The organism is Thermus sp. LT1-2-5, from assembly GCF_040363165.1.
Taxonomy (GTDB): domain Bacteria; phylum Deinococcota; class Deinococci; order Deinococcales; family Thermaceae; genus Thermus.
This window is the reverse complement of sequence record NZ_BSRG01000001.1, coordinates 205170-228650: the sequence shown is the minus strand read 5'-3', so window position 1 is coordinate 228650 and position 23481 is coordinate 205170. Positions and strand designations below refer to the sequence as shown.

General features: G+C 66.4%; 26 protein-coding genes and 1 pseudogene. 7 read left to right on the top strand and 20 right to left on the bottom strand.

The genetic code is table 11. The features are described 5' to 3' along the window. Positions 1-4 precede the first annotated feature (4 nt). Complete coding sequence (locus ABXG85_RS01150; RefSeq protein ID WP_353511899.1) at positions 5-562, top strand: septum site-determining protein MinC; 558 nt, start codon at positions 5-7, stop codon at positions 560-562. On the opposite strand, the gene ABXG85_RS01145 is transcribed toward ABXG85_RS01150, so the two are convergent. The 10 genes from ABXG85_RS01145 to ABXG85_RS01100 form a co-directional block, all read right to left on the bottom strand. Beyond that, on the bottom strand, positions 522-959 hold the full coding sequence (locus ABXG85_RS01145; protein WP_353511898.1) for a DUF420 domain-containing protein: 438 nt from the start codon (positions 957-959) through the stop codon (positions 522-524). The two genes, ABXG85_RS01150 and ABXG85_RS01145, sit on opposite strands and share 41 nt — an antisense overlap. Next, on the bottom strand, positions 956-1228 hold the full coding sequence (locus tag ABXG85_RS01140) for a hypothetical protein (RefSeq protein WP_353511897.1): 273 nt from the start codon (positions 1226-1228) through the stop codon (positions 956-958). Before ABXG85_RS01140 ends, ABXG85_RS01145 begins: the two co-directional genes overlap by 4 nt. 29 nt (positions 1229-1257) lie before the next feature. Beyond that, entirely contained in the window at positions 1258-1830 is a 573-nt protein-coding gene (locus ABXG85_RS01135) for a hypothetical protein (protein ID WP_353511896.1), read from the bottom strand. Positions 1831-1854: 24 nt separating this feature from the next. Continuing rightward, entirely contained in the window at positions 1855-2553 is a 699-nt protein-coding gene (locus ABXG85_RS01130) for a hypothetical protein (protein ID WP_353511895.1), read from the bottom strand. A 65-nt stretch (positions 2554-2618) separates the two neighbouring features. After that, positions 2619-3764, bottom strand: a complete 1146-nt coding sequence (gene argJ / locus ABXG85_RS01125; protein ID WP_353511894.1) for a bifunctional glutamate N-acetyltransferase/amino-acid acetyltransferase ArgJ — start codon at positions 3762-3764, stop codon at positions 2619-2621. Then, entirely contained in the window at positions 3755-4792 is a 1038-nt protein-coding gene (gene argC, locus ABXG85_RS01120) for an N-acetyl-gamma-glutamyl-phosphate reductase (protein WP_353512062.1), read from the bottom strand. Before argC ends, argJ begins: the two co-directional genes overlap by 10 nt. A gap of 120 nt (positions 4793-4912) precedes the next feature. Next, on the bottom strand, positions 4913-5818 hold the full coding sequence (gene argF / locus ABXG85_RS01115) for an ornithine carbamoyltransferase (RefSeq protein ID WP_353511893.1): 906 nt from the start codon (positions 5816-5818) through the stop codon (positions 4913-4915). Positions 5819-5861: 43 nt separating this feature from the next. After that, a complete protein-coding gene (gene bshB1, locus ABXG85_RS01110; RefSeq protein WP_353511892.1) occupies positions 5862-6545 on the bottom strand; it encodes a bacillithiol biosynthesis deacetylase BshB1 in 684 nt (227 codons plus the stop codon). Then, entirely contained in the window at positions 6538-7140 is a 603-nt protein-coding gene (gene plsY / locus ABXG85_RS01105; protein ID WP_353511891.1) for a glycerol-3-phosphate 1-O-acyltransferase PlsY, read from the bottom strand. The genes bshB1 and plsY overlap by 8 nt, the downstream gene beginning before the upstream one ends. 10 nt (positions 7141-7150) lie before the next feature. Then, complete coding sequence (locus ABXG85_RS01100; protein ID WP_486401632.1) at positions 7151-7924, bottom strand: ABC transporter permease; 774 nt, start codon at positions 7922-7924, stop codon at positions 7151-7153. A gap of 30 nt (positions 7925-7954) precedes the next feature. Here ABXG85_RS01100 and ABXG85_RS01095 point away from each other — a divergent pair, with 30 nt between their 5' ends. The 3 genes and pseudogenes from ABXG85_RS01095 to ABXG85_RS01085 form a co-directional block, all read left to right on the top strand. Beyond that, positions 7955-8953, top strand: a complete 999-nt coding sequence (locus ABXG85_RS01095; RefSeq protein ID WP_353511889.1) for an ABC transporter ATP-binding protein — start codon at positions 7955-7957, stop codon at positions 8951-8953. Next, entirely contained in the window at positions 8950-9726 is a 777-nt protein-coding gene (locus ABXG85_RS01090; RefSeq protein WP_353511888.1) for an ABC transporter permease, read from the top strand. Before ABXG85_RS01095 ends, ABXG85_RS01090 begins: the two co-directional genes overlap by 4 nt. Before the next feature lie 7 nt (positions 9727-9733). Beyond that, a pseudogene (locus ABXG85_RS01085) lies at positions 9734-9826 on the top strand (Uma2 family endonuclease); the annotation flags it as partial. A gap of 30 nt (positions 9827-9856) precedes the next feature. Here ABXG85_RS01085 and cimA read toward each other — a convergent pair. From cimA to ABXG85_RS01055, 6 genes are all read right to left on the bottom strand, one after another. Beyond that, positions 9857-11437, bottom strand: coding sequence for a citramalate synthase (cimA, locus tag ABXG85_RS01080; protein ID WP_353511887.1), 1581 nt, complete (start codon positions 11435-11437; stop codon positions 9857-9859). A gap of 2 nt (positions 11438-11439) precedes the next feature. Then, on the bottom strand, positions 11440-12996 hold the full coding sequence (locus ABXG85_RS01075) for a 2-isopropylmalate synthase (RefSeq protein WP_353511886.1): 1557 nt from the start codon (positions 12994-12996) through the stop codon (positions 11440-11442). A 47-nt stretch (positions 12997-13043) separates the two neighbouring features. Beyond that, complete coding sequence (ilvC, locus tag ABXG85_RS01070) at positions 13044-14057, bottom strand: ketol-acid reductoisomerase (RefSeq protein WP_353511885.1); 1014 nt, start codon at positions 14055-14057, stop codon at positions 13044-13046. After that, positions 14054-14566 carry an acetolactate synthase small subunit gene (gene ilvN, locus ABXG85_RS01065; protein WP_234503667.1) on the bottom strand — a complete coding sequence of 171 codons (513 nt, stop codon included), beginning with the start codon at positions 14564-14566 and terminating at the stop codon, positions 14054-14056. Before ilvN ends, ilvC begins: the two co-directional genes overlap by 4 nt. Next, positions 14563-16257, bottom strand: coding sequence for a biosynthetic-type acetolactate synthase large subunit (gene ilvB / locus ABXG85_RS01060; protein ID WP_353511884.1), 1695 nt, complete (start codon positions 16255-16257; stop codon positions 14563-14565). Before ilvB ends, ilvN begins: the two co-directional genes overlap by 4 nt. A gap of 143 nt (positions 16258-16400) precedes the next feature. Continuing rightward, positions 16401-17396 carry a YpdA family putative bacillithiol disulfide reductase gene (locus ABXG85_RS01055; protein WP_353511883.1) on the bottom strand — a complete coding sequence of 332 codons (996 nt, stop codon included), beginning with the start codon at positions 17394-17396 and terminating at the stop codon, positions 16401-16403. Positions 17397-17428: 32 nt separating this feature from the next. Here ABXG85_RS01055 and ABXG85_RS01050 point away from each other — a divergent pair, with 32 nt between their 5' ends. The 3 genes from ABXG85_RS01050 to ABXG85_RS01040 all read left to right on the top strand — a co-directional run bounded on the left by ABXG85_RS01050 (position 17429) and on the right by ABXG85_RS01040 (position 20274). Further along, positions 17429-18172: a TerC family protein gene (locus ABXG85_RS01050; RefSeq protein WP_353511882.1), complete on the top strand. Its 744-nt coding sequence runs from the start codon at positions 17429-17431 to the stop codon at positions 18170-18172. A 21-nt stretch (positions 18173-18193) separates the two neighbouring features. After that, positions 18194-19591 carry a class II fumarate hydratase gene (gene fumC / locus ABXG85_RS01045; RefSeq protein ID WP_353511881.1) on the top strand — a complete coding sequence of 466 codons (1398 nt, stop codon included), beginning with the start codon at positions 18194-18196 and terminating at the stop codon, positions 19589-19591. A 68-nt stretch (positions 19592-19659) separates the two neighbouring features. Then, positions 19660-20274 carry a superoxide dismutase gene (locus ABXG85_RS01040; RefSeq protein ID WP_353511880.1) on the top strand — a complete coding sequence of 205 codons (615 nt, stop codon included), beginning with the start codon at positions 19660-19662 and terminating at the stop codon, positions 20272-20274. On the opposite strand, the gene mqnB is transcribed toward ABXG85_RS01040, so the two are convergent. The 4 genes from mqnB to rplT are packed head-to-tail and all read right to left on the bottom strand — an operon-like array spanning position 20271 to position 23473. After that, entirely contained in the window at positions 20271-20933 is a 663-nt protein-coding gene (gene mqnB, locus ABXG85_RS01035) for a futalosine hydrolase (protein ID WP_353511879.1), read from the bottom strand. The two genes, ABXG85_RS01040 and mqnB, sit on opposite strands and share 4 nt — an antisense overlap. Next, a complete protein-coding gene (locus ABXG85_RS01030; protein ID WP_353511878.1) occupies positions 20933-22594 on the bottom strand; it encodes a glycerol-3-phosphate acyltransferase in 1662 nt (553 codons plus the stop codon). Before ABXG85_RS01030 ends, mqnB begins: the two co-directional genes overlap by 1 nt. Further along, entirely contained in the window at positions 22591-23055 is a 465-nt protein-coding gene (locus ABXG85_RS01025; RefSeq protein WP_353511877.1) for a COG2426 family protein, read from the bottom strand. The genes ABXG85_RS01030 and ABXG85_RS01025 overlap by 4 nt, the downstream gene beginning before the upstream one ends. Positions 23056-23110: 55 nt before the next feature. Continuing rightward, positions 23111-23473, bottom strand: coding sequence for a 50S ribosomal protein L20 (gene rplT / locus ABXG85_RS01020; protein WP_353511876.1), 363 nt, complete (start codon positions 23471-23473; stop codon positions 23111-23113). Between the last annotated feature and the right edge of the window lie 8 nt (positions 23474-23481).

Below are 23481 nucleotides of genomic sequence, written 5' to 3'. Positions count from 1 at the left end.
CCTCATGCGCCTACGCGCCACGCCCAAGGCCCTGGCCCTGCGGCTGGACGGGGGGGAAAGCCCCGAGGACCTAGCCCGCCTCACCCTGCCCGAAGGCCTTCCCCTGGAGGTGGAGGTGGCGGGCCCCGTGTCCCAAGAGGTCCTCCAAGCCCTCCTGGCCCTGGGCCGCCCCCTCACCCTAGTGCCCTCCCGGAGCCACAAAAGCCTAGGCACCCTGGTGGTGGGGAAGACCCTACGGGCCGGGGAGCGGGCGGAACACCCCGGCACCATCGTGGTCCTGGGGGACGTGAACCCGGGGGCCGAGGTGGTGGCGGGGGGTGACGTGATCGTGGTGGGCAAGCTCCGGGGCCTGGCCCACGCCGGGGCGGGAGGGGACGAGGACCGCTTCATCTTCGCCCTCAGCCTGGCCGCCAAGCAACTCCGCATCGGGCCCCACCTGGCTCAGGCCCCTGAAGGGGAGGTGGCGGAAGGCCCGGAGCTGGCCCGGGTGGTGGAGGGAAGGATCGTGGTGGAGCCCTGGTCTAGAAGGCGATCCCCCCCGACTCCACCCCGTAACGCTTGAGCACCAGGTAGATCACCCAGCCCGTGAGGGCCACGTAGAGCCATACGGGCACCAAAACCTTGGCCCAGCGCTTGTGGAGGGTGAACTCCCCCCTAAGGGCCCGCCAGATGACGTAAAGGGCCAAGGGACCGTTGAGGGCAGCGAGGAGGGTGTGGGTGACGAGAATGAAGTAGTACGCCCCCCGCCACGCCTCCGGCCCCCCGTAGGCCGTGGTGCCGTAAAGCCCCCATTTGGTGAGGTAGAAGACCAGGAAAAGCGCCGCCAAGGCGGTGGCGAGGAGCATGGTGCGGTGGTGCCAAACCCGCTCCCCTCGGCGGATCAAAACCACCCCCACCACAAGGGCCAAACCCGAGAGGCCGATGCTCCAGACAGCAAGCAAGCCAAGAAGGTCCTTCATAGGCGTTCTCCTAAACGTTCGCTTAGAAGCCGCACCGCCTCGAGGCGGGCGGTGCGGGCGTAGCTATACCCCTTAAGATAGTCTTCCTCCTGGCCGAAAAGCTGATAAAGCCGCAGGTAGGCCACCGCCAAAAGCCCATCCCGCTCCCGGCTTGGGGGGAAGCGGTGCAGGAGCTTGGCGATCTCCCGGAAGCGCCCCGCCTCCTGGACCTTGAGGGGGGTTTCCCGGAGGGCCCGGGCTAGGTCTTGCAGGGCTTCCCCTAGCGGCATAGCCGCCGGAAGTTTACCACAACTCCCCCTCAGGGTATGCGGCGAGAGGCGCGGTTCCCCGCGGCGTCCACCGCCACCAGTACCGCCCCCTGAGGCACCTCCGCCAGGAAGGACACCTTGGGCTCCTTGGGCAGGGAAAGCGCCGTGTAGCGCCCCCCCTCTTGCACCACCACCCGGTCCACCCGCACGTTGTCCTCCACCCGGCCGTAGACCCGGTACAGCTTTCCTTCCCGCTCCAGCCTTTCCACCACGATGCGGGGCGGGGCTGCGTCCAGCACCAAGGGAACGCGCCGCTCCCCCTGGTGACCCAGGGCGTCCACCGCCAAAAGCCGGAGCTCCACCTCCCCCGAGGTGGGGGCTTGGAGGCGGAAGCGGAAGCGCACCAACCGCTTGCCCTTCTCAGCCCCCCCCAAAACCTCCTCCCCTTGCGCCCGCACGCTCACCACCCCGGAAGGGTCGAAGGCGTAGCCCTCCACCACCAAGGCCTTGCCCGGGGCTACCGCTCCCCCCAGGGGCTCCACAAGACCGAGCTCCGGCGGGGCCGCATCGGGCCGAGAACACCCGGCGAGGAAGAGCAAAAGAAAAAGGGGATGCCTGCGCATCCCCTCCATGCTACCCTTTAGGGCTTAGAAGCGGTACGCAGCGCCCACCCGGAGCTTGAAAACCCACTCGGGCTGGGTGATGGATTTGTTGTAGTTGTCATAGCCACTGTCCCCGGGGCAAACAGAACCCTCGCTCTTGCTACCGGAGTCAGGCTCGGTAACTTCCTTAAAGCAAGCGTTCAGGTAGTAGTCCACCCCCAGGTCCCCCACCACGCTCAGGTTGGGCATGAGGGGGTAGGCTAGGCGCACCCCGGCGCCGAAGCCAAGCTGGTTGGAAGAAACAGCATAGCTCTTGATCGACGTATTATTGTTAGGATCCGTGAAACCACCCGAGAAGAAGTTGTACCGGATCCCGGCGTAAGGCGCCACCTCCACAGGCAAGCCCAGGCCCGTCACCTTGTAGAGGACGTCCAGGGAGAGGGTGATGTTCTGGCCCCATTCGGAAAGCTCATTGTTCTTTTTGTAATCACCCCACTTCGTAGTTCCCGTGTTTATGCTCGCAGAAATGGAAGTAAAGGTTTCTCCATCGTTAAGCGCATCGCTCTGAGCGAAGCCCACGCCCAGCCGCACCCCCAAGGGAAGCCCAGGAGTGAAGTCCTCCGCCACCACGGCAAGCTGCCCACCTAGGCCTCCGTAGAAGCCTGCGCCAGCTTCCACGGAAAATTTCTGCGCCATAGCCGCCGTCAAAAGACCCGCAAGAGCCACCACCACTGCTTTCTTCATCGCTCACCTCCATATAGAGGGCTTCCACCCTCGTGAGGAGATGTTAAGTCTTTCCCAAGAAAAAGTCAAGTCGTGTACAACGCATTAATCCGCACATACCCCTCGGTGAGGTCGCACCCGTAGGCCTCCGCCGCCCCCTCCCCTTCCCCGAGGTCAGCCAGGACCTCCACCACCTCCCGGCGCATGGCCTGGCTCGCCGCTTCCCGGTCAAAGGGAAGGACCCCGCCGGCATAGAGGGGTATGCCCTGAAGGAAGATGCGCACCCGCAAGGGGTCAAACCGGGCCCCCGAGTTGCCCAAGGCGGCCAGGATCCGCCCCCAGTTGGGATCGTTCCCGTAAAGGGCGCTTTTCCATAGGAGGCTTTGCGCCACCGCCCTGGCCGCTTGCCTCGCCTCCGCCTCCGTGGCCGCCCCCACCACCCGCACCACCATGAGCTTGGTGGCCCCTTCCCCATCCCGGGCGATCCGCTTGGCCAGCTCCCGGGCCACCCCTTCCAAGGCCTGGAAGAAGGCGTCCAAAGGAACCTCGCCATAGGCCCCGTTGGCCAGGACCAGGGCCAGGTCGTTGGTAGAGGTGTCCCCGTCCACGGTCACCTGGTTGAAGGTGCGATCCACGATGCCCCTCCAGGCCTCCCGCAAGGCCTCCTGGGGCACCGAGGCGTCCGTGACCAAAAAGGCCAGCATGGTGGCCATGTTGGGGTGGATCATCCCGCTCCCCTTGGCGATGCCCACCACCCTAGCCCCCGCCACCTCCGCCTCCGCCACCTTGGGCACCAGGTCGGTGGTGAGGATGGCCTCGGCGAAGGCATCGGCGTAAGGGGTGAGCTCCACCTGGGGCAGGCCCGCTTCGATCTTCTCCACGGGCAGGGGCACCCCAATCACCCCGGTAGAGGCGGTGAGCACCTCTTCCGGGGCGAGGCCCAGGCGCAAGGCGGCGAGCTCCGCCATCCGCGCATCGTCCCGAAAGCCCCGCTCCCCGGTGGCGCAGTTGGCGTTGCCGGCGTTCACCACCACGGCTTTCAGGGGTGCCGAGGAAGCGTAAAGCGCCCTCCCCCGGTGGATGGAGGGGGCGGCGGCCCGGTTCTGGGTGGCGGCGTAGGCCCAGTGGGCGGGAAGCCCAGAGACCAAAAGGGCCAGGTCCGGCTTGCCTGAGGGCTTGATGCCCGCCCGGGTAGCCCCGGCGCGGAAACCCCTGGGTAACCTCACGGCCATACGCCCTCCTTGGGCAAGGCGGTGTCCTCGGGAAGGCCTAGCATCAGGTTCAGGTTCTGCACCGCCTGCCCCGCCATGCCCTTCACCAAGTTGTCCAAAGCGGCGAAAACCAGGACGCGCCCCGTCCTCTCCTCGTACAGGGGCTTGAGGTCCACCCGGTTGGCGGCGTAGGTGCCCTTGGTTTCGGGAAGCCCCGCCAGAACCCGCACGAAGGGCTCCCCCAGGTAGAAGTCCCGGTAGAGGGCATCCAGGGCCTCTTGGCTCCAGGCCCCCTCCACCTCCGCCTCGGCGGTGAGGAGGATGCCCCGGGTCATGGGCACCAGGTGGGGGGTGAAGGAAAGGCGCACCTCCCGCCTGGGCCCGTGGGTCCGCACCCTGCGCCCCTGGGCCAGGAGGCGGCCCAGGTTCTGCTCCATCTCGGGGATGTGGCGGTGGGTGCCCCCCACCTTGTAGGGCTTGAGGTTCTCGTTCACCTCGGCGAAGAAGGTGCCCTCCCCCTCCCGGCCCGCCCCCGAAACCCCGCTTAGGCCCACCAGGAAGGCCCCCCGAAGAACCCCCTCCGCCGCCAGGGGGGCGAGGGCCAAGGTGGCGGCGGTGACGTAGCAACCGGGGTTTGCCACCAGGCGGGCCTCCCTGAGCTCCTCCCGGTGGAGCTCGGGTAGGCCGTAGACGGCCTGGGCGTATAGCTCCGGGCTTTGGTGGCGGATCCCGTACCAAGCCTCGTAGACCTCCGGGGGGAGGCGGTAGTCCCCGGAAAGGTCTATGACCCGCTTACCCGCCTTTAGGGCCTCGGGGACGATTCCCATGGCAAGGCCGTTGGGGAGGGCCAGGAACAGGACGTCGGCCCGCTCCAAGACCTCTTCCTGGGAGGCAAAGGGCCGTTCGTCCCAAAGCTGGGGCCAGGCAGCGGAAAGGGCCTTGCCCTCGTGCTTGCGGCTGGAAAAGCCCACCAGCTCCACCCCCGGGTGGGCCTTAAGGAGGCGGAGGAGCTCCGCCCCGCCGTAGCCCGAGGCCCCTAGGATCCCCACCCTTACCACGGCGCCTCCCCAAAGACCTCCGGAAAGGCCAGAGGCTTCCCGGGCCTGACCCAAAGCAGGGGAAGCTCCAAGCACTCCTCCAGGCGAAAGCGGTGGGAGCGGACCATACCCCTACTTTAGCAAGGTGAGGAGGACGGCTTTGGCGGTGTGAAGGCGGTTTTCCGCCTGGTCAAACACCCGGCTTCTGGGACCGTGCACCGCTTCCTCCGTGGTTTCTTCCCCGTAGTGGGCGGGAAGGCAGTGGAGGAAGATCCCTTCCGGGTGGAGGAGGGTGAGGAGCTCCCCGTTCACCTGGAAGCCCCGGAAGTCCCTTAGGCGCTTTTCCCGCTCCGCCTCCTGGCCCATGCTGGTCCAGACGTCCGTGTAGAGGGCGTGGGCCCCAAAGGCGGCCTCCTTGGGATCGTGGGTGAAGTAAGCCTTGGCCCTCTCCAGAAGGGCGGGGTCGGGCTCGTAGCCCCTAGGGGTGGCCACCCGCACCCGTAGCCCCACCAGGGGGGCCACTTCCAGAAGGGAGTTCAAGACGTTGTTCCCGTCCCCCACCCAGGCCACCTCGAGGCCTTCCCATCCCCCGAAGGCCTCCTTGAGGGTGAGGAGGTCGGCCAGGGCCTGGAGGGGATGAGCCCAGTCGGAAAGGGCATTGATGACGGGAACCCGGGCGTGGCGGGCTAAGGCCGCCACCGTCTCGTGCCGGTAAACCCGGGCGGCGATCCCCTCCACGAAGCGCTCCAGGTTCTTGGCGATGTCCTTCACGGGCTCCCGCTCCCCGATGCCCACCTGCTTCTGGTCCAGGTAGACCGCATGCCCCCCCAGGTGGACCATAGCCACCTCCAGGGTGGTGCGGGTGCGCAAGGAGGGCTTCTCAAAGAGGAGGGCGAGGACCTTGCCCTTAAGGTCTTCCCCCCGGTAACGCTCCCGCTTAAACCGCTCCGCCAGGGACACGAGGTCCCGGATGGCCTGGGCGCCGTAGCCGGAAAAGTCCAAAAGGTCCTTAGGCAGGGTCAGGGCGTCTCCCCCCATGAGGCCCTTAGGATACCCCGCCCTTGCAAAGTTATGCAAGGGCCTAGGCCCGGGACCAAGGGACGTAGAGCACGGGCAAAGGGCTCACGAAGGGCTCGGCGTAGTCCACCCCCAGGTAGTTGCCAAAGTAGCGGCGCATGGCCTTGCGGGCCTCCACCCCCTTGGGGCCTACCGTTTCGCTCACCGCCTCGCCCCTGAACTGGCTCTTGTAGGCCAGGACCGCTTGCTCCCACTGGTCTATGAAGGCGGAGATCTTCACCAGGAAACTGGGGGTGAAGGGGTGGTTGCCGGGGTAGAAGAAAAGCCGTTCCACCCGGTGGGGCTCCCCTTCCACAGGGGCCTTCCTCAGGCCCGCCAGGTGAATAGCGGCCACCGCCAAGCGGCTTGCTGCGGTGTGGTCGGGGTGGCGGTCGGCCTCGAGGGGGGCGAACACCACCCGCGGCCTGAGCTTCCGCATCGCCTCGGCCAGGCGGTAGCGCGGCTCGGGGAGGTCCGCAAGCCCCCCATCGGGAAGGCCTAGGTTCCCGCGGAAGTCCAAACCCAGGATGCGGCTCGCCTCCGCCACCTCCTTTTCCCGCTCCTCGGGGGTGCCCTTGGAGCCCATCTCCCCCCGGGTTAGGTCCAAAATGCCCGTGGAAAGCCCCTCCGCCTTGGCCCGGGCCAAGGTCCCCCCGCACCCGAGCTCCCCGTCGTCGGGATGGGGGGCGATGACCAAAAGGTCAAGCATGGCCCACCTCCGCCCTCTCCCCCAGCCGCCTTTCCGTGCCCGCCTGCAGGCGCTTTAGGTTTTCCCGGTGGGTGAAGAAGATCAGGAGGGCCATGAGGGCCACGGTGCCCACCTCCCAAAGGGGCCGGCCCAAGGCCAAGGACAACACCAAGGCCGCCACGCCCCCGGTCATGCTCCCCGCCGACACATAGCGGGTGAGGAGCATCACGGAAAGGCCGATGGGGAGGGTCCAAAGGGCCAGCACGGGGTCCAGGAAGAGCAAAGTGCCGAAGCTGGTGGCCACCCCCTTCCCTCCCCGGAAGCCGAGAAACACCGAGTAGTTGTGCCCCAAGACGGCCGCCAAGGCCACCCCCCCGAGCAAGGGACCCTCTATCCCCACCCACCGGGCGAGAAGCACGGCGATGCCGCCTTTAAACACGTCAAAGAAGGCCACCACCAAAGCCGGGCCAGGCCCCAAGGCCCGGAGGACGTTGGTGGCCCCGATGTTCCCCGAACCCACCTTGCGGATGTCCACGCCGTAGGTGCGGGCCACCAGGACCCCGGCGGGGATGGACCCGAAGAGGTAGGCCAACAGGAGGACCCAAAGCCAGTCCATGGGGTGGATTTTAACTGCTGGCCGAGGTGTAGCCCCGGAGGGCTAGCCCAAAAAAGCCCCGGGCCAGGAGGAAAAGACCCAGGGCGAGCCCAAGGGCCACCCAGGGCGCCTCCCCCCGCCCCAAGGCCACCTCCGCTGGCACCGTGGTGAGGAAGGCCACGGGGACCACAAAGGTGAAGAAGAAGCGGTAAAGGGCCGGGTAGCTGGAGGCGGGGAAGCGCCCCGCCTCCAGAAGCCCCCGCAGGACCTCGGTGACGTTGTAGATCTTCACGAACCAGATGCTGGTGGTGGCGAGGAGAAACCAGAGGCTATAGAGGATGAGCGCCCCCACGAGCCAGTAGAAGGCGAAAAGGAGGTAGTCCCCAAGCCCAAGGCCAAGCCGGCTTCCCCCATAGAGAAGAAGCCCCACCCCCAGGAGGAAGTCCCCGAGGCCCCAAGGGGAAAAAACCCTGAGGGAAAGCCAAAACTGGGGGTCCAAGGGCTTCAGGAGGACGAAGTCCAAGGTACCCTGCTGCACGTGCTCCACAATCTTGTTGAGGTTGGGGGCCAGGAGGGTGCTCCCAAGGCCCTGGAGCAGGGTGAAGGCGGCCAGGACCAAAAGGGCCTCCTCCCAGGCCCACCCCCCCGGCCGGTACCCCCCTTGGTACAGGAGGAAGAGGCCCAACAGGGCCCCCAACAGGGTGAGGGCCGAGGAGAAAAGCCCCAGGAGGAAGTTCAGGCGGTACTCCATCTCCGCCGCCAGGGAAAGGCGCAAGAAGAGGAGGTAAACCCGCAGGTAGCGCACGAAACCCATTACACCACGTAGACTTAGGGGGTGCGCCTCGAGGCCGTGGTCCTGGCCCAAGACCTCACCAAGCACTTCCGCGTGGCCCTCAAGGAGGAAAGCCTCCTGGGTACCCTGCGCCACTTCCTCTTCCGGCAGTACCGCCGGGTGCAGGCGGTGGAGGGGGTGAGCTTCGCCATCCAGCGAGGGGAAGTGGTGGGCTTTTTGGGCCCCAACGGGGCGGGCAAGACCACCACCTTGAAGATGCTCACCGGGCTCCTCCACCCCACCCGGGGCAAGGCGCTGGTGGCGGGGCACGTGCCCTGGCGGCGGGAAAAGGCCTTCCTGAAGAAGATCACCCTGGTCATGGGCAACAAGCAACAGCTCATCTGGGACCTGCCCGCCATGGACACCTTCCGGCTCAACGCCGCCATCTACGAGATCCCCGAGGGGGAGTTCCGAAGGCGGGTGGGGGAGCTTGCGGAGATGCTGGGGCTAGAGGGCAAGCTCCACCAACCCGTGCGCAAGCTCTCCCTGGGGGAAAGGATGAAGGCGGAGCTCCTGGCCGCCCTCCTCCACCGCCCCGAGGTGCTCTTCCTGGACGAGCCCACCCTAGGCCTGGACGTGAACGCCCAGGTGGCGGTGCGGGAGTTCGTGCGGGCGTACAACGCCCGCTATGGGGCCACCATCCTCCTCACGAGCCACTACATGGCGGATATCGCCGCCTTGTGCGAAAGGGTCCTGGTCATCCACCAAGGGAAGCTCCTCTACGATGGGGCTTTAGAGGGCCTCTTGACCCGCTTCGCCCCTTACCGGGAGGTGCGGCTCGTCCTGGCCAAGCCCCTTCCCAAGGAGGCCCTAAAGGCCTTCGGGGAGGTGCGGGAAGCGGAGGGCCGGGAGGCTAGGCTCCTCGTCCCCCGGGATGGCCTCACGGAGCGGGTGGCCCTTATCCTGAAGAGGCTTCCCGTGGAGGACCTCGAGGTCAAGGAACCCCCCTTGGAAGAGGTCATCGCCCGGGTCTTCCAAAGCCCCAAGGAGGTGGAGGGGTGAGGAAGGCCCGGGCCCTTCTTGGGGTCTACCTGGCCTACATGCTGGAGTACCGGGCGGAGCTCTTCCTTTGGGCCCTGGCGGGGGCGCTTCCCCTCATCCTCCTCGGGGTGTGGACCGAGGCGGCGCGGCACGGGACCTTTCCCTTGAGCCCTGGGGAGTTCGCCCGCTACTTCCTCATGGTCTTCCTGGTGCGCCAGGCCACGGTGGTCTGGGTGGTGTGGGAGTTCGAGCGGGACGTGGTGGAGGGAAGGCTCTCCTTCCGCCTCCTGAGGCCCCTGGACCCCTTCTTCGACCACCTGGCGGCCCACGTGGCGGAAAGGCTCGCCCGGCTCCCCTTCGTCATCCTCCTTACCCTCCTCTTCTTCCTCCTCTTCCCCGAGGCCCGCTTCCAACCCGAGCCCGGGCCCTTCCTCCTGGGCCTTCTCCTCACCGTCCTCGCCTTCTTGCTCCGCTACCTCATGCAATACGCCACCGCCCTCCTCACCTTCTGGAGCGAGCGGGCCACGGCGGTGGAGGAGGTCTTCTTCCTCCTTTACCTCTTTCTCTCCGGCACCATCGCCCCCCTGGAGGTCTTCCCCGAGCCCCTGCGGGCCCTCGCCCTCCTTACCCCCTTCCCCTACCTGGTCTACCTCCCCGCCGCCCTCCTGGCCGGGCAGGAGGTGGGCCTCTTCCCGGGCCTTTGGGTCATGCTCCTTTGGGGCGGGTTCTTCCTCCTCCTTTGGCGCCTCCTCTGGCGGCTTGGCCTCAGGCACTACTCCGGCCACGGGGCATAATGAGGGCATGGCCACCCGGTACCGCTTCCGCGTGGAAGAGTTCGAGCGGGCCTTCCCAGGGGTGCCCCACCTGGAGCTCTTACGGGGAGAGGTGTATCGAAGGCGGCAAGCCCCCTGGCCTTCCCTGAGGTCAGGCTTCCTTGGGCGTAGGAACCCGCACGGGGAAGAGAAGGGCGTAGGCGTAGCCGTCGGTGAGGGCCTTGAGGGAGGCCTCGAGGATGTTCTCGCTGGCCCCCACCGTGGCGAAGCGCTCCTCCCCCCGCTTCATCTCGATCATCACCCTCACCCCCGAGTTGGTGCCCGCCTCCTGCCCGGAGAGGATGCGCACCTTGTAATCCGTGAGCTCCACGTCGGCGAGCTCCGGGTAAAACTGCAACACCGCCTTGCGGAAAGCCCTATCCAGGGCGGAAACGGGACCAAAGGGGCTTTCGGCGGCGGTGTGCTGGAGGCTATCCCCCACCCGCACCCGCACCGTGGCCTCGGCCCAGGCGGTGTCCAAGCCCGCCCCGTGAACGAAGACGCTAAACCCCTCCACGCCAAAGGGAAGCGCCCCGCCCTTTAGGCGGTGGGCCAGGAGGTAGAAACTCGCCTCCGCTCCCTCAAAGGCGTAACCCTCGTACTCCAGGGCCTTCACCTCGTCCAAAAGGCGTTTGGCCTCCTCCTTGGAGAGGTCCACCCCAAGTTCTTGTAGCTTGGCCAGGAGGTTGGAGCGGCCCGAAACGTCCGAAACCAGGAAGCGGCGGGCGTTCCCCACCCACTCCGGGGGGAGGTGCTCGTAGGTACGGGGGTTTTTCAAGACGGCGGACACGTGCACCCCCGCCTTGTGGGCGAAGGCCGCCTCCCCCACGTAGGGGGCGCGGCGGTTCGGGGTGAGGTTCGCCCGCTCGTCCACAAAGTGGGAAAGCTCCTTGAGCTCCCGGAGCCTCTCCGGGGGAAGGGCAGGGATCTTGTACTTGAAGACCAGGGTGGGGAGGAAGCTCGTGAGGTTTAGGTTGCCGCACCGCTCCCCGTAGCCGTTGAGGGTGCCCTGCACGTGGGTGGCCCCGGCCCGCACCGCCGCCAAGGCGTTGGCCACGGCGAGGTCGGCGTCGTTGTGGGGGTGGATGCCCACCCTCACCCCGGGGAAGCGCTCCACCACGGTCTTGGTGAGGGCGTAGACCTCCTCGGGCAGGCTTCCCCCGTTGGTGTCGCACAGGACCAGGGTATCGGCCCCCCCTTCCCGGGCGGCCTCGAGGGTGGCCAAGGCGTAGGCGGGGTCCTCCTTGTAGCCGTCAAAGAAGTGCTCCGCATCGTAGATGACCCGCCTGCCCTTCCCTGCGAAGAAGGCCACCGTGTCCCGGATCATGCGGAGGTTTTCCTCCAAGGAGGTTTCCAGGGCCTCCAGGACGTGCAACGTCCAGCTTTTGCCGAAGAGGACCACCACCGGGGTTTCCGCTTCCAGAAGGGCCAAAAGGGAAGGGTCCTCCTCCGGGGCAAGCCCCTTTTTGCGGGTGGCCCCGAAGGCGGCAAGCCGCGCCGCCCCCAGGTCCACCCCCTTCATGCGGGCGAAGAACTCGGCATCTTTGGGGTTGGAGCCAGGCCAGCCCCCTTCGATCACGTGGATGCCGAAGGCGGCCAGGCGCCGGGCGATGGCCACCTTGTCGTCCACGGAGAAGCTTACCCCTTCCCCTTGGGTGCCGTCCCGAAGGGTGGTGTCTAGGATCTCCACCATGCCTAAACCCCACGTTGTACATCAGCGATGGAGGGAGGGTGCCGGGTGGCCCGGCCCGAGGCCAGCTTCCCGGCAGCGTCCAGGAAGGCCAGGGCGCTGGCCTCAATGATGTCCGGGGATACCCCCACCCCCACCGCCTGGAGCTCCCCAAGCCTCAGCCGCACCGTCACCTGGCCCAAGGCCTCCGTGCTTCCCGTGATGGCCTCCACCCGGTAAAGCTCCAGCTCCGGCCTAAGGCCGATGGCCTCCTCCAAGGCCTTGTACACCGCATCCACCGGCCCGTCCCCCGTGTGGGTGGCCACCCGTTCCCCATCCGGGGTCTTCACCTTCACCGTGGCCGTGGGCAGAAGGCCCGAGCCGGAAAAGAACTGCACGTGCTCCAGGGTGAAGAAGTGGGAGGCGGGCTCGCGCTCGCTTTCCACCAGGGCCTGGAGCTCCTCGGCGGAAAGGGGGCCCTTTTTCTCGGCGATCTCCTTGAAGCGGGCGAAGAGCTTCCTCAGGTCCTCCTCGGAGAGGTCCTTGTAGCCCAGGTCCTCGAGGGCCTTCTTAAAGGCCGCCCGGCCCGAGTGCTTGCCGAGAACGATCACCGCAGGCCGCCTGCCGATGAGCTCGGCGTCCATGATCTCGTAGGTGGCCCGGTGCTTTAAGACGCCGTCCTGGTGGATGCCGGACTCGTGGGCAAAGGCGTTGTCCCCCACGATGGCCTTGTTGGGGGGAACGGGCATCCCGGTGTAGCGCTCCACCAAGCGGCTTACCCGGTAGATCTCCCGGGTGTTGATCTGGGTGTAGGCCCTGTACCAGTCCCGGCGCACGTAAAGGGCCATGACCACCTCCTCCAAGGAGGTGTTCCCCGCCCGCTCCCCGATGCCGTTGATGGTGCACTCCACCTGCCCTGCCCCGTTCTCGATCCCCGCCAAGGCGTTGGCGGTGGCTAGGCCCAGGTCGTCGTGGGTGTGGGTGGAGATGACCACGTCCCGCCCCCGCACCACCTCGTCGCGGATGCGGCGGATGAGGGCCCCGTACTCCCCGGGGGTGCCGTAGCCCGTGGTATCGGGGATGTTGATGGTGGTGGCCCCCGCCTCTATGGCCACCTCGTAGAGCCGCTTCACGAAGTCCCAGTCCGCCCGCATCACGTCCTGGGCGGAAAACTCCACGTCGTCCACGTAGCGGCGGGCGTAGCGGACCATCTGGTCCGCCATCTCCAAGACCTCCTCCTCCGTCTTCTTCAGCATGTACTCCAGGTGGATCTTGGAGGCGGAGGTGAAGACGTGGATCCTGGGCTTTTCCGCCTTCTCCAGGGCCTTGGCCGCCTGGTCGATGTCCAGGGTATGGGTGCGGGCCAAGGCGGCGATGACGGGACCCCTTACCTCCGTGGCGATGCGCCGCACCGCCTCAAACTCCAAAGGCCCGGATACGGGGAAGCCCGCCTCAATGATGTCCACGTTGAGCCGGGCCAAGGCATGGGCGATTTCCAGTTTTTGGTCCAGGGAAAGCGCCACCCCTGGGCTTTGCTCGCCGTCCCTAAGCGTGGTGTCAAAGATTCGGATGTGCCGTTCCATGGTTCCCTCCTCCACGCAAAAGGCCCCCTGTGGGGGGGCCTTGGTCGCTACCCGACTTCCTCCAATACCCGGGCCCGCAGGAAGGGCATCATGGCCCTAAGCCTCGAGCCCACCTCCTCAATGGGGTGGCCCTTCCAGCGCTTGCGGTTCGCCTCCAAGACGGGCTGGCCCACCTGGTTTTCCAGCATCCACTCCCGGGCGAACTCCCCAGACTGGATCTGGCGCAAGATTTCCCGCATGCGCCTTTTGGTTTCCTCCACCGGCACCGCCACCTCGCCCCGGGTGTAGTCCCCGTATTCGGCGGTGTTGGAGATGGAGTAGCGCATCCCGGCGAAGCCCGCCTCGTAGATGAGGTCCACGATGAGCTTCACCTCGTGCACCGTTTCGAAGTAGGCCATCTCCGGAGGGTAGCCCGCCTCCACCAGGGTTTCAAACCCCGCCTGGATGAGCCGGGTAAGCCCCCCACAGAGCACCGCCTGCTCCCCAAAGAGGTCGGTTTCCGTCTCGTCCTTGAAGGTGGTGGCGATCACCCCCGCCCGGGCCGCCCCGAGGGCCTTGGCGTAGGCCAGGGCGGTGGGGAAGGCGGAGCCGGAGGCGTCCTGGTGCACCGCCACCAAGGCGGGCACCCCACTGCCCCTTTGGTACTCGCTCCGCACCAGGTGCCCAGGCCCCTTGGGGGCCACCATCCATACGTCCAGGTCGCGCCTCGGCTTGATCTGACCGAAGTGGATGTTGAAGCCGTGGGCGAAGGCCAAGGCCGCCCCTTCCTTAAGGTTGGGCTCCACCTCCTCCCGGTAGACCCGCCCCTGGGCCTCGTCCGGCAGGAGGACCATGACCACGTCCGCCTCCCGCACCGCCTCCGCCACGGGAAGCACCCGAAGCCCCGCCGCCTCCGCCTTGGCGAAGCTCTTGGAGCCGGGCCTGAGGCCTACCCGCACGTCCACCCCCGAGTCCTTCAGGTTTAGGGCGTGGGCGTGCCCTTGGGAGCCAAAGCCCAAAACCGCCACCTTCTTGCCCAAGATGAAGCCCAAGTCCGCATCGTGCTCGTAATAAATCTTCATACCGCCTCCCGTTTTTCCCTGACCTTAAGGGTCCTCTCGCCCCGGCTCATGGCCACGGCCCCGGTGCGCATGACCTCGAGGATCCCGTAAGGCCTCAGGGCCTCAATGAAGGAATCCACCTTCTTGGAGTCGCCGGTGAGCTCCAGGATGAGGCTCCTTTGGGCCACGTCCACCACCCGGGCCCGGAAGGCCTCCTGGATGTCCTTCACCGCCAAGCGCTCCTCCACCCCGGCCACGTGGACCTTGACCAAACAAAGCTCCCGCTCCACGTGGGGCTCAGAGTGGTCGGTGACCTTGAGCACCTCGATCAGTCGGTTGAGCTGCTTTTCCACCTGTTCCAGGGTGTGGTCGTCCCCGGAAACCACCAGGCTGATCCGGGAAAGCCCGGGCACGTGGGTGGTCCCCACCGCCAGGCTCTCCAGGTTGAAGCCCCTGCGGGCGAAAAGGCTCGTGATCCGGTTCAAAACCCGGGGGTGGTCCTGCACCAGGACCGAGATGACGTGCCTCACGCCTCCACCTCCTCCCGCTCCCTTTCCTCGGGATGGTCAAGGATCATGTCCTCCGCCGCGCCGCCGGCGGGGATCATGGGGAAAACCCCCTCCTCGTGGTAGACCTTGAACTCCGCCACCACGGGGCCATCGGCGTTGAGCACCGCCTCCACGCCCTTCCTCAGGTCTTCCTTGCGCTCCACCCTGACGCCCTTGATGCCGTACGCCTCCGCCAGGCGGGCGAAGTCGGGGTTGGAATCCGCCAGGTAGACCTCGGAGTAGCGCTTGGCGTGGAAGAGGTCCTGCCACTGGCGCACCATCCCCAGATAGCCGTTGTTCAGGATCACCACCTTCACGTCCAGCTTATACTTCACCACGGTGGCCAGCTCCTGCAGGGTCATCTGGAAGGAGCCGTCCCCGTCAAAGTCGATCACCAGCTCCTCGGGGCGGGCGATCTTGGCCCCAATGGCGAAGGGAAGCCCCACCCCCATGGTGCCAAGGCCCCCAGAGGTGATAAAGCTCCGGGGCCTCGTCACGGGGAAGAACTGGGCGGCGAACATCTGGTGTTGCCCCACCCCCGTGGTGACGATGGCGTTCCCCCCGGTGGCCTCGTAAAAGGCCCGGATCACCTCTTGGCTTTGCAGGTGGGACCTGGGTTTCCAGCGCAAGGGGTAGCGGGTGCGCCACTCCTCCAGCTCCCGCCACCAGCCCGCCAGCCTCAGGGGCTTGGCCCCTTTGAGCATCTCCTTCAGCACCAGCCGGGCATCCCCCACGATGGGGATGTGGGTGCGCACCACCTTGCCGATCTCCGCCGGGTCGATGTCCACGTGGATGATGGTGTGGGCATGGGGGGCGAAGCGGGAAACCTTGCCCGTGACCCGGTCGTCGAAGCGGAGGCCGATGGCCAGGATCACGTCGGCGTGATGGATGGCCCGGTTGGCCGCCACGGTGCCGTGCATTCCCGGCATCCCGAGCCACAGGGGGTGGTTGCCGGGGAAGGCCCCGAGGCCCATGAGGGTGGTGATCACGGGAAGGCCCGTCCGCTCGGCAAAGGCCAGGAGCTCGGCGTGGGCGTGCTGGGCCCCGCCTCCCACCATGAGGATGGGTTTTTCCGCCTTTTCCAAGGCGTCCAAGGCCCTTTCGATCTGCTTGGGGTGGCCCTTGGTGGTGGGCTTGTAGCCGGGAAGGTCCAGCGCCCCGTCAAAATCCCCCGTGAAGTCCGCCAGCTGCACGTCCTTGGGGATGTCGATGAGCACCGGCCCCGGGCGCCCCGTGGCGGCGATGTGGAAGGCCTCCTTCACCACCCGGGGGATCTCGTTCACGTCCTGGACCAGGTAGTTGTGCTTGGTGATGGGCATGGTGACCCCGGTGACGTCCGCCTCCTGGAAAGCGTCCGTGCCGATGAGGGCCCGGGGGACATTCCCGGTGATGGCCACCACCGGGGTGGAGTCCATGAGGGCATCCGCCAAGCCCGTGACCAAGTTGAGCGCCCCAGGGCCCGAGGTGGCCATCACCACCCCCACCCGGCCCGAGGCCCGAGCGTAGGCCGTGGCGGCGTGCACCCCTCCCTGCTCATGCCGCACCAGGATGTGGCGGATTTTGCTGTCGTAAAGCGCATCATACGTGGGCATGATGGCCCCACCTGGGTGCCCGAAAATCACCTCCACCCCTTCCTGTTCCAGCGCCCTTAAAAGTGCCTCGGCTCCCTTCATGGCCTCCTCCTTCGCTAAGCGAAAACCCCCCGGTTTCCCGGGGGGTTTTGGATGCGCCTGAAAAACGCTACACCCTACCCCCCGCCGGCCCTACGATTAGGACCAGGGCTAGGGATAGGGCGAGGGCGAAGCGCATCTTGCCGCTAAGGATAGCCCGCCCCCTCGCAGGGTGTCAAGGGGCCAAGCCGCCTAGCGATGGCGGAAAGGGCCTGTTTGGCGTGCTCGCGGCCGTTTTCTATGAAAACCGAGCGGGTATCGGGGCCAAAGGCGCAGGAGCCCACGGCGAACAGGCCGGGGAGGGACGTTTCGAACTCCGGGCTCAGGCGGGGCTTTTCCCCCTCGTAGACCACCCCGGCCTCCCGCAGGAGGCGGTCCTCGGCCCGGTACCCGATGAGGACCAGCACAAAGTCCGCCTCCAAAAACCCCCGCCCCTCCGGGCGCCTAAGCCAAAGCCCCTCAGGGGTGATGGCCTCCACCCAGGCCTCCATGAGGGCCTGAATCCTCCCCTCCTTCACCCGGTTTTCAAAATCGGGGAGAAGCCAGTACTTGACGCTAGGGCGCACCCACTTTCCCCGGTGGACCAAGCTCACCTTGGCCCCGGCCCGATAAAGCTCCAAGGCCGCCTCCACCGCGGAGTTGCTCCCCCCCACCACCGCCACCCGGCGGCCAAAGAAGGCTTCCCCTTCCTCGTAGCGGTGGAGGACATGGGGTAGATCCTCGCCAGGCACCCCTAGGCGGTTAGGGTTCCCGTAGTAGCCCGTGGCCAGGACCACGTACCGGGCGAGGAAGGTCCGTTCCCCATGCCGGTCTTTGGCCCGCACCCGAAACGCCCCTTCTTGGCCCTCGAGGCGCAACACCTCGGTGTAGGTGAGGACGTTTAAGGCTTCCCGTTCCGCCACCCGCTGGTAGTAGAGGAGGGCTTCCCTACGGGTGGGCTTGGGGCCGTGGGCTACTAAGGGGTGCCCTCCGATCTCGATGTTCTTGCCCTCGGAGAAAAAGACCATGTTCCGGGGAAAGCGGTAGATGGTCTCCGCCACCGTGCCCCTTTCCAAAACCATGTGGGAAAGGCCCCAGCGCTTGGCTTCGATGGCGCAGGCAAGCCCCACGGGCCCCGCTCCCACCACCAACACGTCCACCATGCCCCCCAGTTTATGGGGTATAGTTCTTGCCCATGGAGTGGCTCACCAACCCTGAGGTGTGGATCGCCCTCGTGACCCTCACGGTGCTGGAAGTGGTCCTAGGCGTGGACAACGTGATCTTCATCAGCATTCTGGCCTCTAAGCTCCCCAAGGAGGAGCAAGACCGGGCCCGGGTCCTGGGCTTGAGCCTGGCGGCGGCGACCCGAATCCTCTTCCTCCTCTCCATCGCCTGGATCATGGCCCTGAAAAAGCCCCTTTTCACCCTTTTGAACCACGAGGTCACGGGAAAGGACCTGGTGCTCATCGCCGGGGGGCTCTTCCTCATCTACAAGTCGGTGAAGGAAATCCACGAGAAGCTGGAAGGGGAACCGGGGCACGCCGTGAAGCGGGTGGCTCCCAGCTTCGCCAGCGTCATCGCCCAGGTCCTCCTCCTGGATATTGTCTTCTCCATCGACTCCGTGATCACCGCCGTGGGCCTCACCCGCTACGTGCCCGTGATGGTGGCCGCCATCCTCATCTCGGTGGCCATCATGCTCCTGGCCTCCAAGGGAATTTACAGCTTCGTCAACCGCCACCCCACGGTGAAGATGCTGGCCTTAAGCTTCCTCCTCCTCATCGGCTTCACCCTGGTGGCGGAGGGCACGGGGGTGCACATCCCCAAGGGCTACGTGTACTTCGCCATGGGCTTCGCCGTCTTCGTGGAGTGGCTGAACCTTCGGGCAGGGCTTCGGGGCGAGCCCGTAAAGCTCCACCAGCCCTATGAGGAGGAAGGGTAAAATCGGTCCGGAGGTGGTCCTATGGAATACCGGATTGAGCGGGACACCATGGGCGAGGTGAGGGTGCCGGCGGACAAGTACTGGGGAGCCCAGACCCAACGCTCCTTGGAACACTTCAAGATTGGGGCCTGGCGCTTCCGCATGCCCACGGAGGTTATCCGAGCCTACGGGATGCTGAAGAAGGCCGCCGCCAGAGCCAACTTAGAGCTGGGAGAGCTTCCCGAGGACATCGCCAAGGCCATCATCCAGGCGGCGGAAGAGGTGATCCAGGGCAAGCTGGACGAGCACTTCCCCTTGGTGGTCTTCCAGACGGGAAGCGGCACCCAGACCAACATGAACGTGAACGAGGTCATCGCCAACCGGGCCTCGGAGATTTTGGGCAAGCCCTTGGGGAGCAAGTACGTTCACCCCAACGACCACGTGAACCGGGGCCAAAGCTCCAACGACACCTTCCCCACCGCCATGTACGTGGCCACCGCCTTGGCGCTCCACCAAAGGCTTTACCCGGCGGCGGAAACCCTCATCGCCACCTTTGCGGAGAAGGCGGAGGCCTTCGACACCATCGTCAAGATCGGGCGGACGCACCTCATGGACGCCGTGCCCATAACCTTGGGGCAGGAGGTGGGGAGCTGGGCGGCGCAGCTTAGGAACACCTTGGCCATGGTCAAGGAGGCGGAAAAGGGCCTCCACAACCTCGCCATCGGGGGCACCGCCGTGGGCACGGGCCTCAACGCCCATCCCCGCTTTGGGGAGCTGGTGGCCCAGTACCTGGCGGAGGAAACGGGCCTTCCCTTTAGGGTGGCGGAAAACCGCTTCGCCGCCTTGGCCGCCCACGACGAGCTGGTCCTCGTGATGGGGGCCTTGCGCACCCTGGCCGGGGCCCTGATGAAGATCGGAAACGATATCCGCTGGCTGGCCTCGGGGCCCTACGGGGGCATCGGGGAGATCTTCATCCCTGCCAACGAGCCCGGCTCCTCCATCATGCCGGGGAAGGTGAACCCCACCCAGGTGGAGGCCCTCACCATGGTGGTGGTGCGGGTCTTTGGCAACGACCACACCGTGGCCTTCGCCGGAAGCCAGGGGAACTTCCAGCTCAACGTCTATAAGCCGGTGATGGTGGACGCCGCCTTAGAGTCCATCAAGCTCCTGGCGGAGGCCATGGAGTCCTTTAACGAGCACCTGGCCAAGGGGATTGAGCCCAACTTGGAGCGGATTGAGGAGCACCTTCAGAAAAACCCCATGCTGGCCACCGCCCTCAACAAGGCCATCGGCTATGACAAGGCGGCGGAGATCGTGAAGAAGGCCATCCGGGAAAAGAAGTCCCTGAAGCAGGCGGCCCTGGAGCTGGGCTACCTCACGGAGGAGGAGTTTGACCGCATCGTGGTGCCCTTGCGGCTCGCCAAGCCCCACGAGGGCTAAGGCGGTTTGTGAGAACGCCCACCCCCAAAGGGGGTGGGCGCTTTATAGTGGGGCTTGGGAGGTGAAGTATGCCGTACCCGTTTAAGCTTCCGGAACTCGGTTACCCCTACGAGGCCCTCGAGCCCCACATCGACGCCAAGACCATGGAGATCCACCACCAGAAACACCACGGGGGCTACGTGAACAACCTGAACGCCGCCCTGGAAAAATACCCCTACCTGCACGGGGTGGAGGTGGAGGTCCTCCTGCGGCACCTCGCCGCCCTCCCCCAGGACATCCAGACCGCCGTGCGCAACAACGGGGGCGGGCACCTGAACCACAGCCTCTTCTGGCAACTCCTCACCCCGGGCGGGGCCAAGGAGCCCGTGGGGGAGCTGAAAAAGGCCATTGACGAGCAGCTTGGGGGCTTCCAAACCCTCAAGGAAAAGGTCACCCAGGCGGCCATGGGCCGCTTCGGCTCGGGCTGGGCCTGGCTGGTGAAGGACCCCTTCGGCAAGCTCCACGTCCTTTCCACCGCCAACCAGGACAACCCCGTGATGGAGGGCTTCACCCCCATCGTGGGCATCGACGTCTGGGAGCACGCCTACTACCTGAAGTACCAAAACCGCCGGGCCGACTACCTCCAGGCCATCTGGAACGTCCTCAACTGGGACGTGGCGGAGGCGTTCTACCAGAAGGGCTAAGCCCCTTTAAACCCTACGAGGCGGCCCACCGCTTCCCCCAGGGCCGCCACCGCTTCTTTAATCCGCCAAGCCCCCTTGTCCCGGAGGCCCGCCGGGTTGGAGATGGCCCTAAGCTCCGCCCCGCGGATCCCCAAGGCGAGGCAGGCCCGGGCGAAGGCCGCCCCTTCCATGTTCTCCAAAGCGGCTTGCCACCGCCTGGCCAAGGCCCGGGCTTCCTCCTCGCTTTCCGAAACCAGGTCCCGGGTGAGGCCCACCACGGGCGAAAGACCCAGGAGGTGGCCCAGGGCCTGGGTCAAGCCCGCATCCAGGGGGAAACGGTTGTAGTAGCGCTTTCCTCCCCCTTCCCAGGCGGGAAAGCCCAGGGGCTTTAGGCCCTCCTTAAGGCCCAGGTCCGCCTCCACCTCCTCCCCCACCAAGGCCACCTCCCCCAGGCGGAGCCCGCTATCGGGATAGGCCCCGGCAAGGCCGAAAAGGAGGGCCTTCTCCACCGGGTTCCGCCCCGCCCAAGCCGCCAGGGTCAGGGCGGCGTTCACCTTGCCGATGCCGGTTTCCAGGTAGACGAAGCCCTCCCCCCTAAGGCCCTTCCGGCCCAGGAAGGAAAAGCGCTCCCCTTCCAGAAAGGGGGCCTCGAGGGCCGTGGGGGAAAGGAGAAGCCACACTAGTCCACCACCCGGAAGCCCAGGGCCTCCGCCCGCTCCACGAAGAACTGGATGTTCTCCCCCTTTAGCTCCCCCCCCAGGCTCTTGCGATCAAAGGCCTCCTCCGCCGCCAGGATCATGGTTTCCGCCAGACAGGCGGGCACCTGATCGGGGGCGCCGAAGTGGAGGTCCAAGGTGGCCCGGGCCTCCCCGGGAAGCCGCACCACCCCCCCGGGGATGACCCGTACCCCCGGCACCGCAAGCACCGAGGGGTGGACGTCCGGGGGCACCCCCTCGTCGTAGATCCAGGCCCCGGGCTTCACGTGCTCCGGGTAGATGATGGGGTTGGGGTCACTGGTGGCGGTGAAGACCAAGTCCGCCTCCTTGATGGCCCCCACCTCCGTGCTCAGCAACATCTCCGGGGCCTCTCCTTTCCGCTCCAGGTTTTTCCTCAAGGTTTCCGCCGCCCGCTTGAGCCGTTCCAGGTCCCGCCCCACCAGGATGAGCCGGCCCACCAGGGGCGCGATCTGGCGAGCGATGCCAAAGGCCACCACCCCGTTTGCCCCCACCACGGCGGCGGTGACGGCCTTGAGGTCCTTGCCCGTCTGGGCGAAGTGGGCCAGGATCTGGGGGATGGCCGCCTTCACCGTGCCGGCGGTGTAGGCACCGCCGTTGGTCACCTCGATCCCCGGCACCGCCTCCTGCACCCGTTTCCCCTTCTCCCCCACCACGCTCCAAAAGGCCCCCAGGCCCACCACCGTGGCCCCGAGCTCCTTGGCAAGCCTCGCCCCCTGGATGGCCCGCTTCACCGCAAGCTCAGGCTTTTCCTTGATCTGGTGGGGCAAAAGGGGGGCGGAGATCAGGTGGCAGAGCACCTCCCGCCCGTCCGCCGTCCTCACCCCCCGCACCTCCCCCACCTTCATGGGGCGGAAGCGCTCCGCCAGGCGCTCCACCCACCCCTGCCGCACAAGCCCCAGGCGTACCAGGGGCTTAAGCCAGCGGAACCGGGGGCTTTGCCAGAAGTCCTCCAAGGTAAGGGGGTGGATGAGGAAGGCGCAGACCACCTGTTTGTCCGAGGGCAGGGGCAAGGGGTTTCCCAGCTTGGGCTCGGTGCCCTCGAGGATCCGGCCCAGGTTCTCCTTGTAGCGCCAAAGGGCGAGCAGGAAAAGCATTCCGGCAAGAAGCCTTTCCACCCCACCCCACCCCCCCAAAACCCCCGCCAAAAAGAGGCCCAGGGGAAGGCCCAAGGCCCCCAAGGAGGCGTAGCCCGTGAGGGCGTAAAGGGCTAACCCCAAGGCCAAGGGCACCATTCCCAAGGCGGGGGGCAGGGGAAGCCCCGCCACGAGGCCCAAAAGGACCCCGGCCCCCTTAGCCCTCAGGGGCCACGGGTCGCGGAGGAAGAGGGGGTAGAGGTGGCCCAGGTAGACCGCCAAGGCCAAAAGGAGAAGCTCCCCCAGGGAAAGCCCGAGGGCGCGGCCCAAGAGAAGGGGCAGGTAGCCCTTGAGGAAGTCCAAAAGGAAGGCGAGGAGGGCGAGGCCAAGCCCCAAGCGCCGCAAGGCGTTTTCCAGGCCCAGGGTGTAGGGGCTCGCCGTGCGCAGGTCCACCCCGCGCCGCCGGGCGAGCCAGTAGCCCAAGGGAAGCGCCCCCAGCAGGTAGGCCAAGGGAAGCAAGAGCGCCGTCATCGCAGGTAGTTTAGCCCGGCCACCGCACCGCCGGTAAGGAGGAGGACGATGAGCCCTGCGGCCAAGACCCCCAGGGAGATGGCCAGGAGGGCATAGCGCCGCTTAAGCCCCAGCACCACCGCCAGCACCGCCCCGCTCCAAGCCCCGGTGCCGGGAAGGGGCACGGCCACGAAGAGGAAAAGGCCCAGGGCGCCAAGCCGTTGCACCTGCTCTTCCCCTTTGAGCCGGACCCGGGCCTCGAGGGCCTGCCAAAGCCGGGCAAAGAAGGGGTGGCGGGTGGCCAGGCCCACCGCCCAAGGGAGGACGGCCAGGGCCAGGGGAGCCACCAAGAGGTTGCCGAGGAGGCTCAAGAGAAAGGCCTCCCAGGGGGAGAGGCCCATGGCCACCCCCAAGGGGATCGCCCCCCTTAGCTCCACCACGGGCAAGGCGGCCAGCAGGACCACGTAAAGCTCAGGCGGCATGGTCAAAAAAAAGCGCCCCGCCAGGATACCCCCGCAGGGCGCCAAGGAACACGCTTTAGGCGGAGGCCCGGGCCGCCTTGGCCTTTTCCACCAGCTGGGCGAAAGCCTGGGGCTCCCGCACCGCCAGGTCGGCCAGGACCTTGCGGTCCAGCTCCACCCCCGCCTTTTTCAGGCCGTGGATGAAGGCGGAGTAGTTGAGCCCGTGCTGGCGGCAGGCGGCGTTGATGCGCACGATCCAAAGCTTGCGGAAGTCCCGCTTCTTGCGCTTGCGGTGGGCGTAGGCGTAGTTGCCCGCAGCGAAGAGGGTTTCCCGGGCCTTCCGGACGCTCTTGGAGCGGAGACCCCAGTAACCCTTGGCCAGCTTCAGGATCTTCTTGTGCTTCCTGCGACGGACAACCCCGGTTTTGGCGCGCGGCATCCTCTACC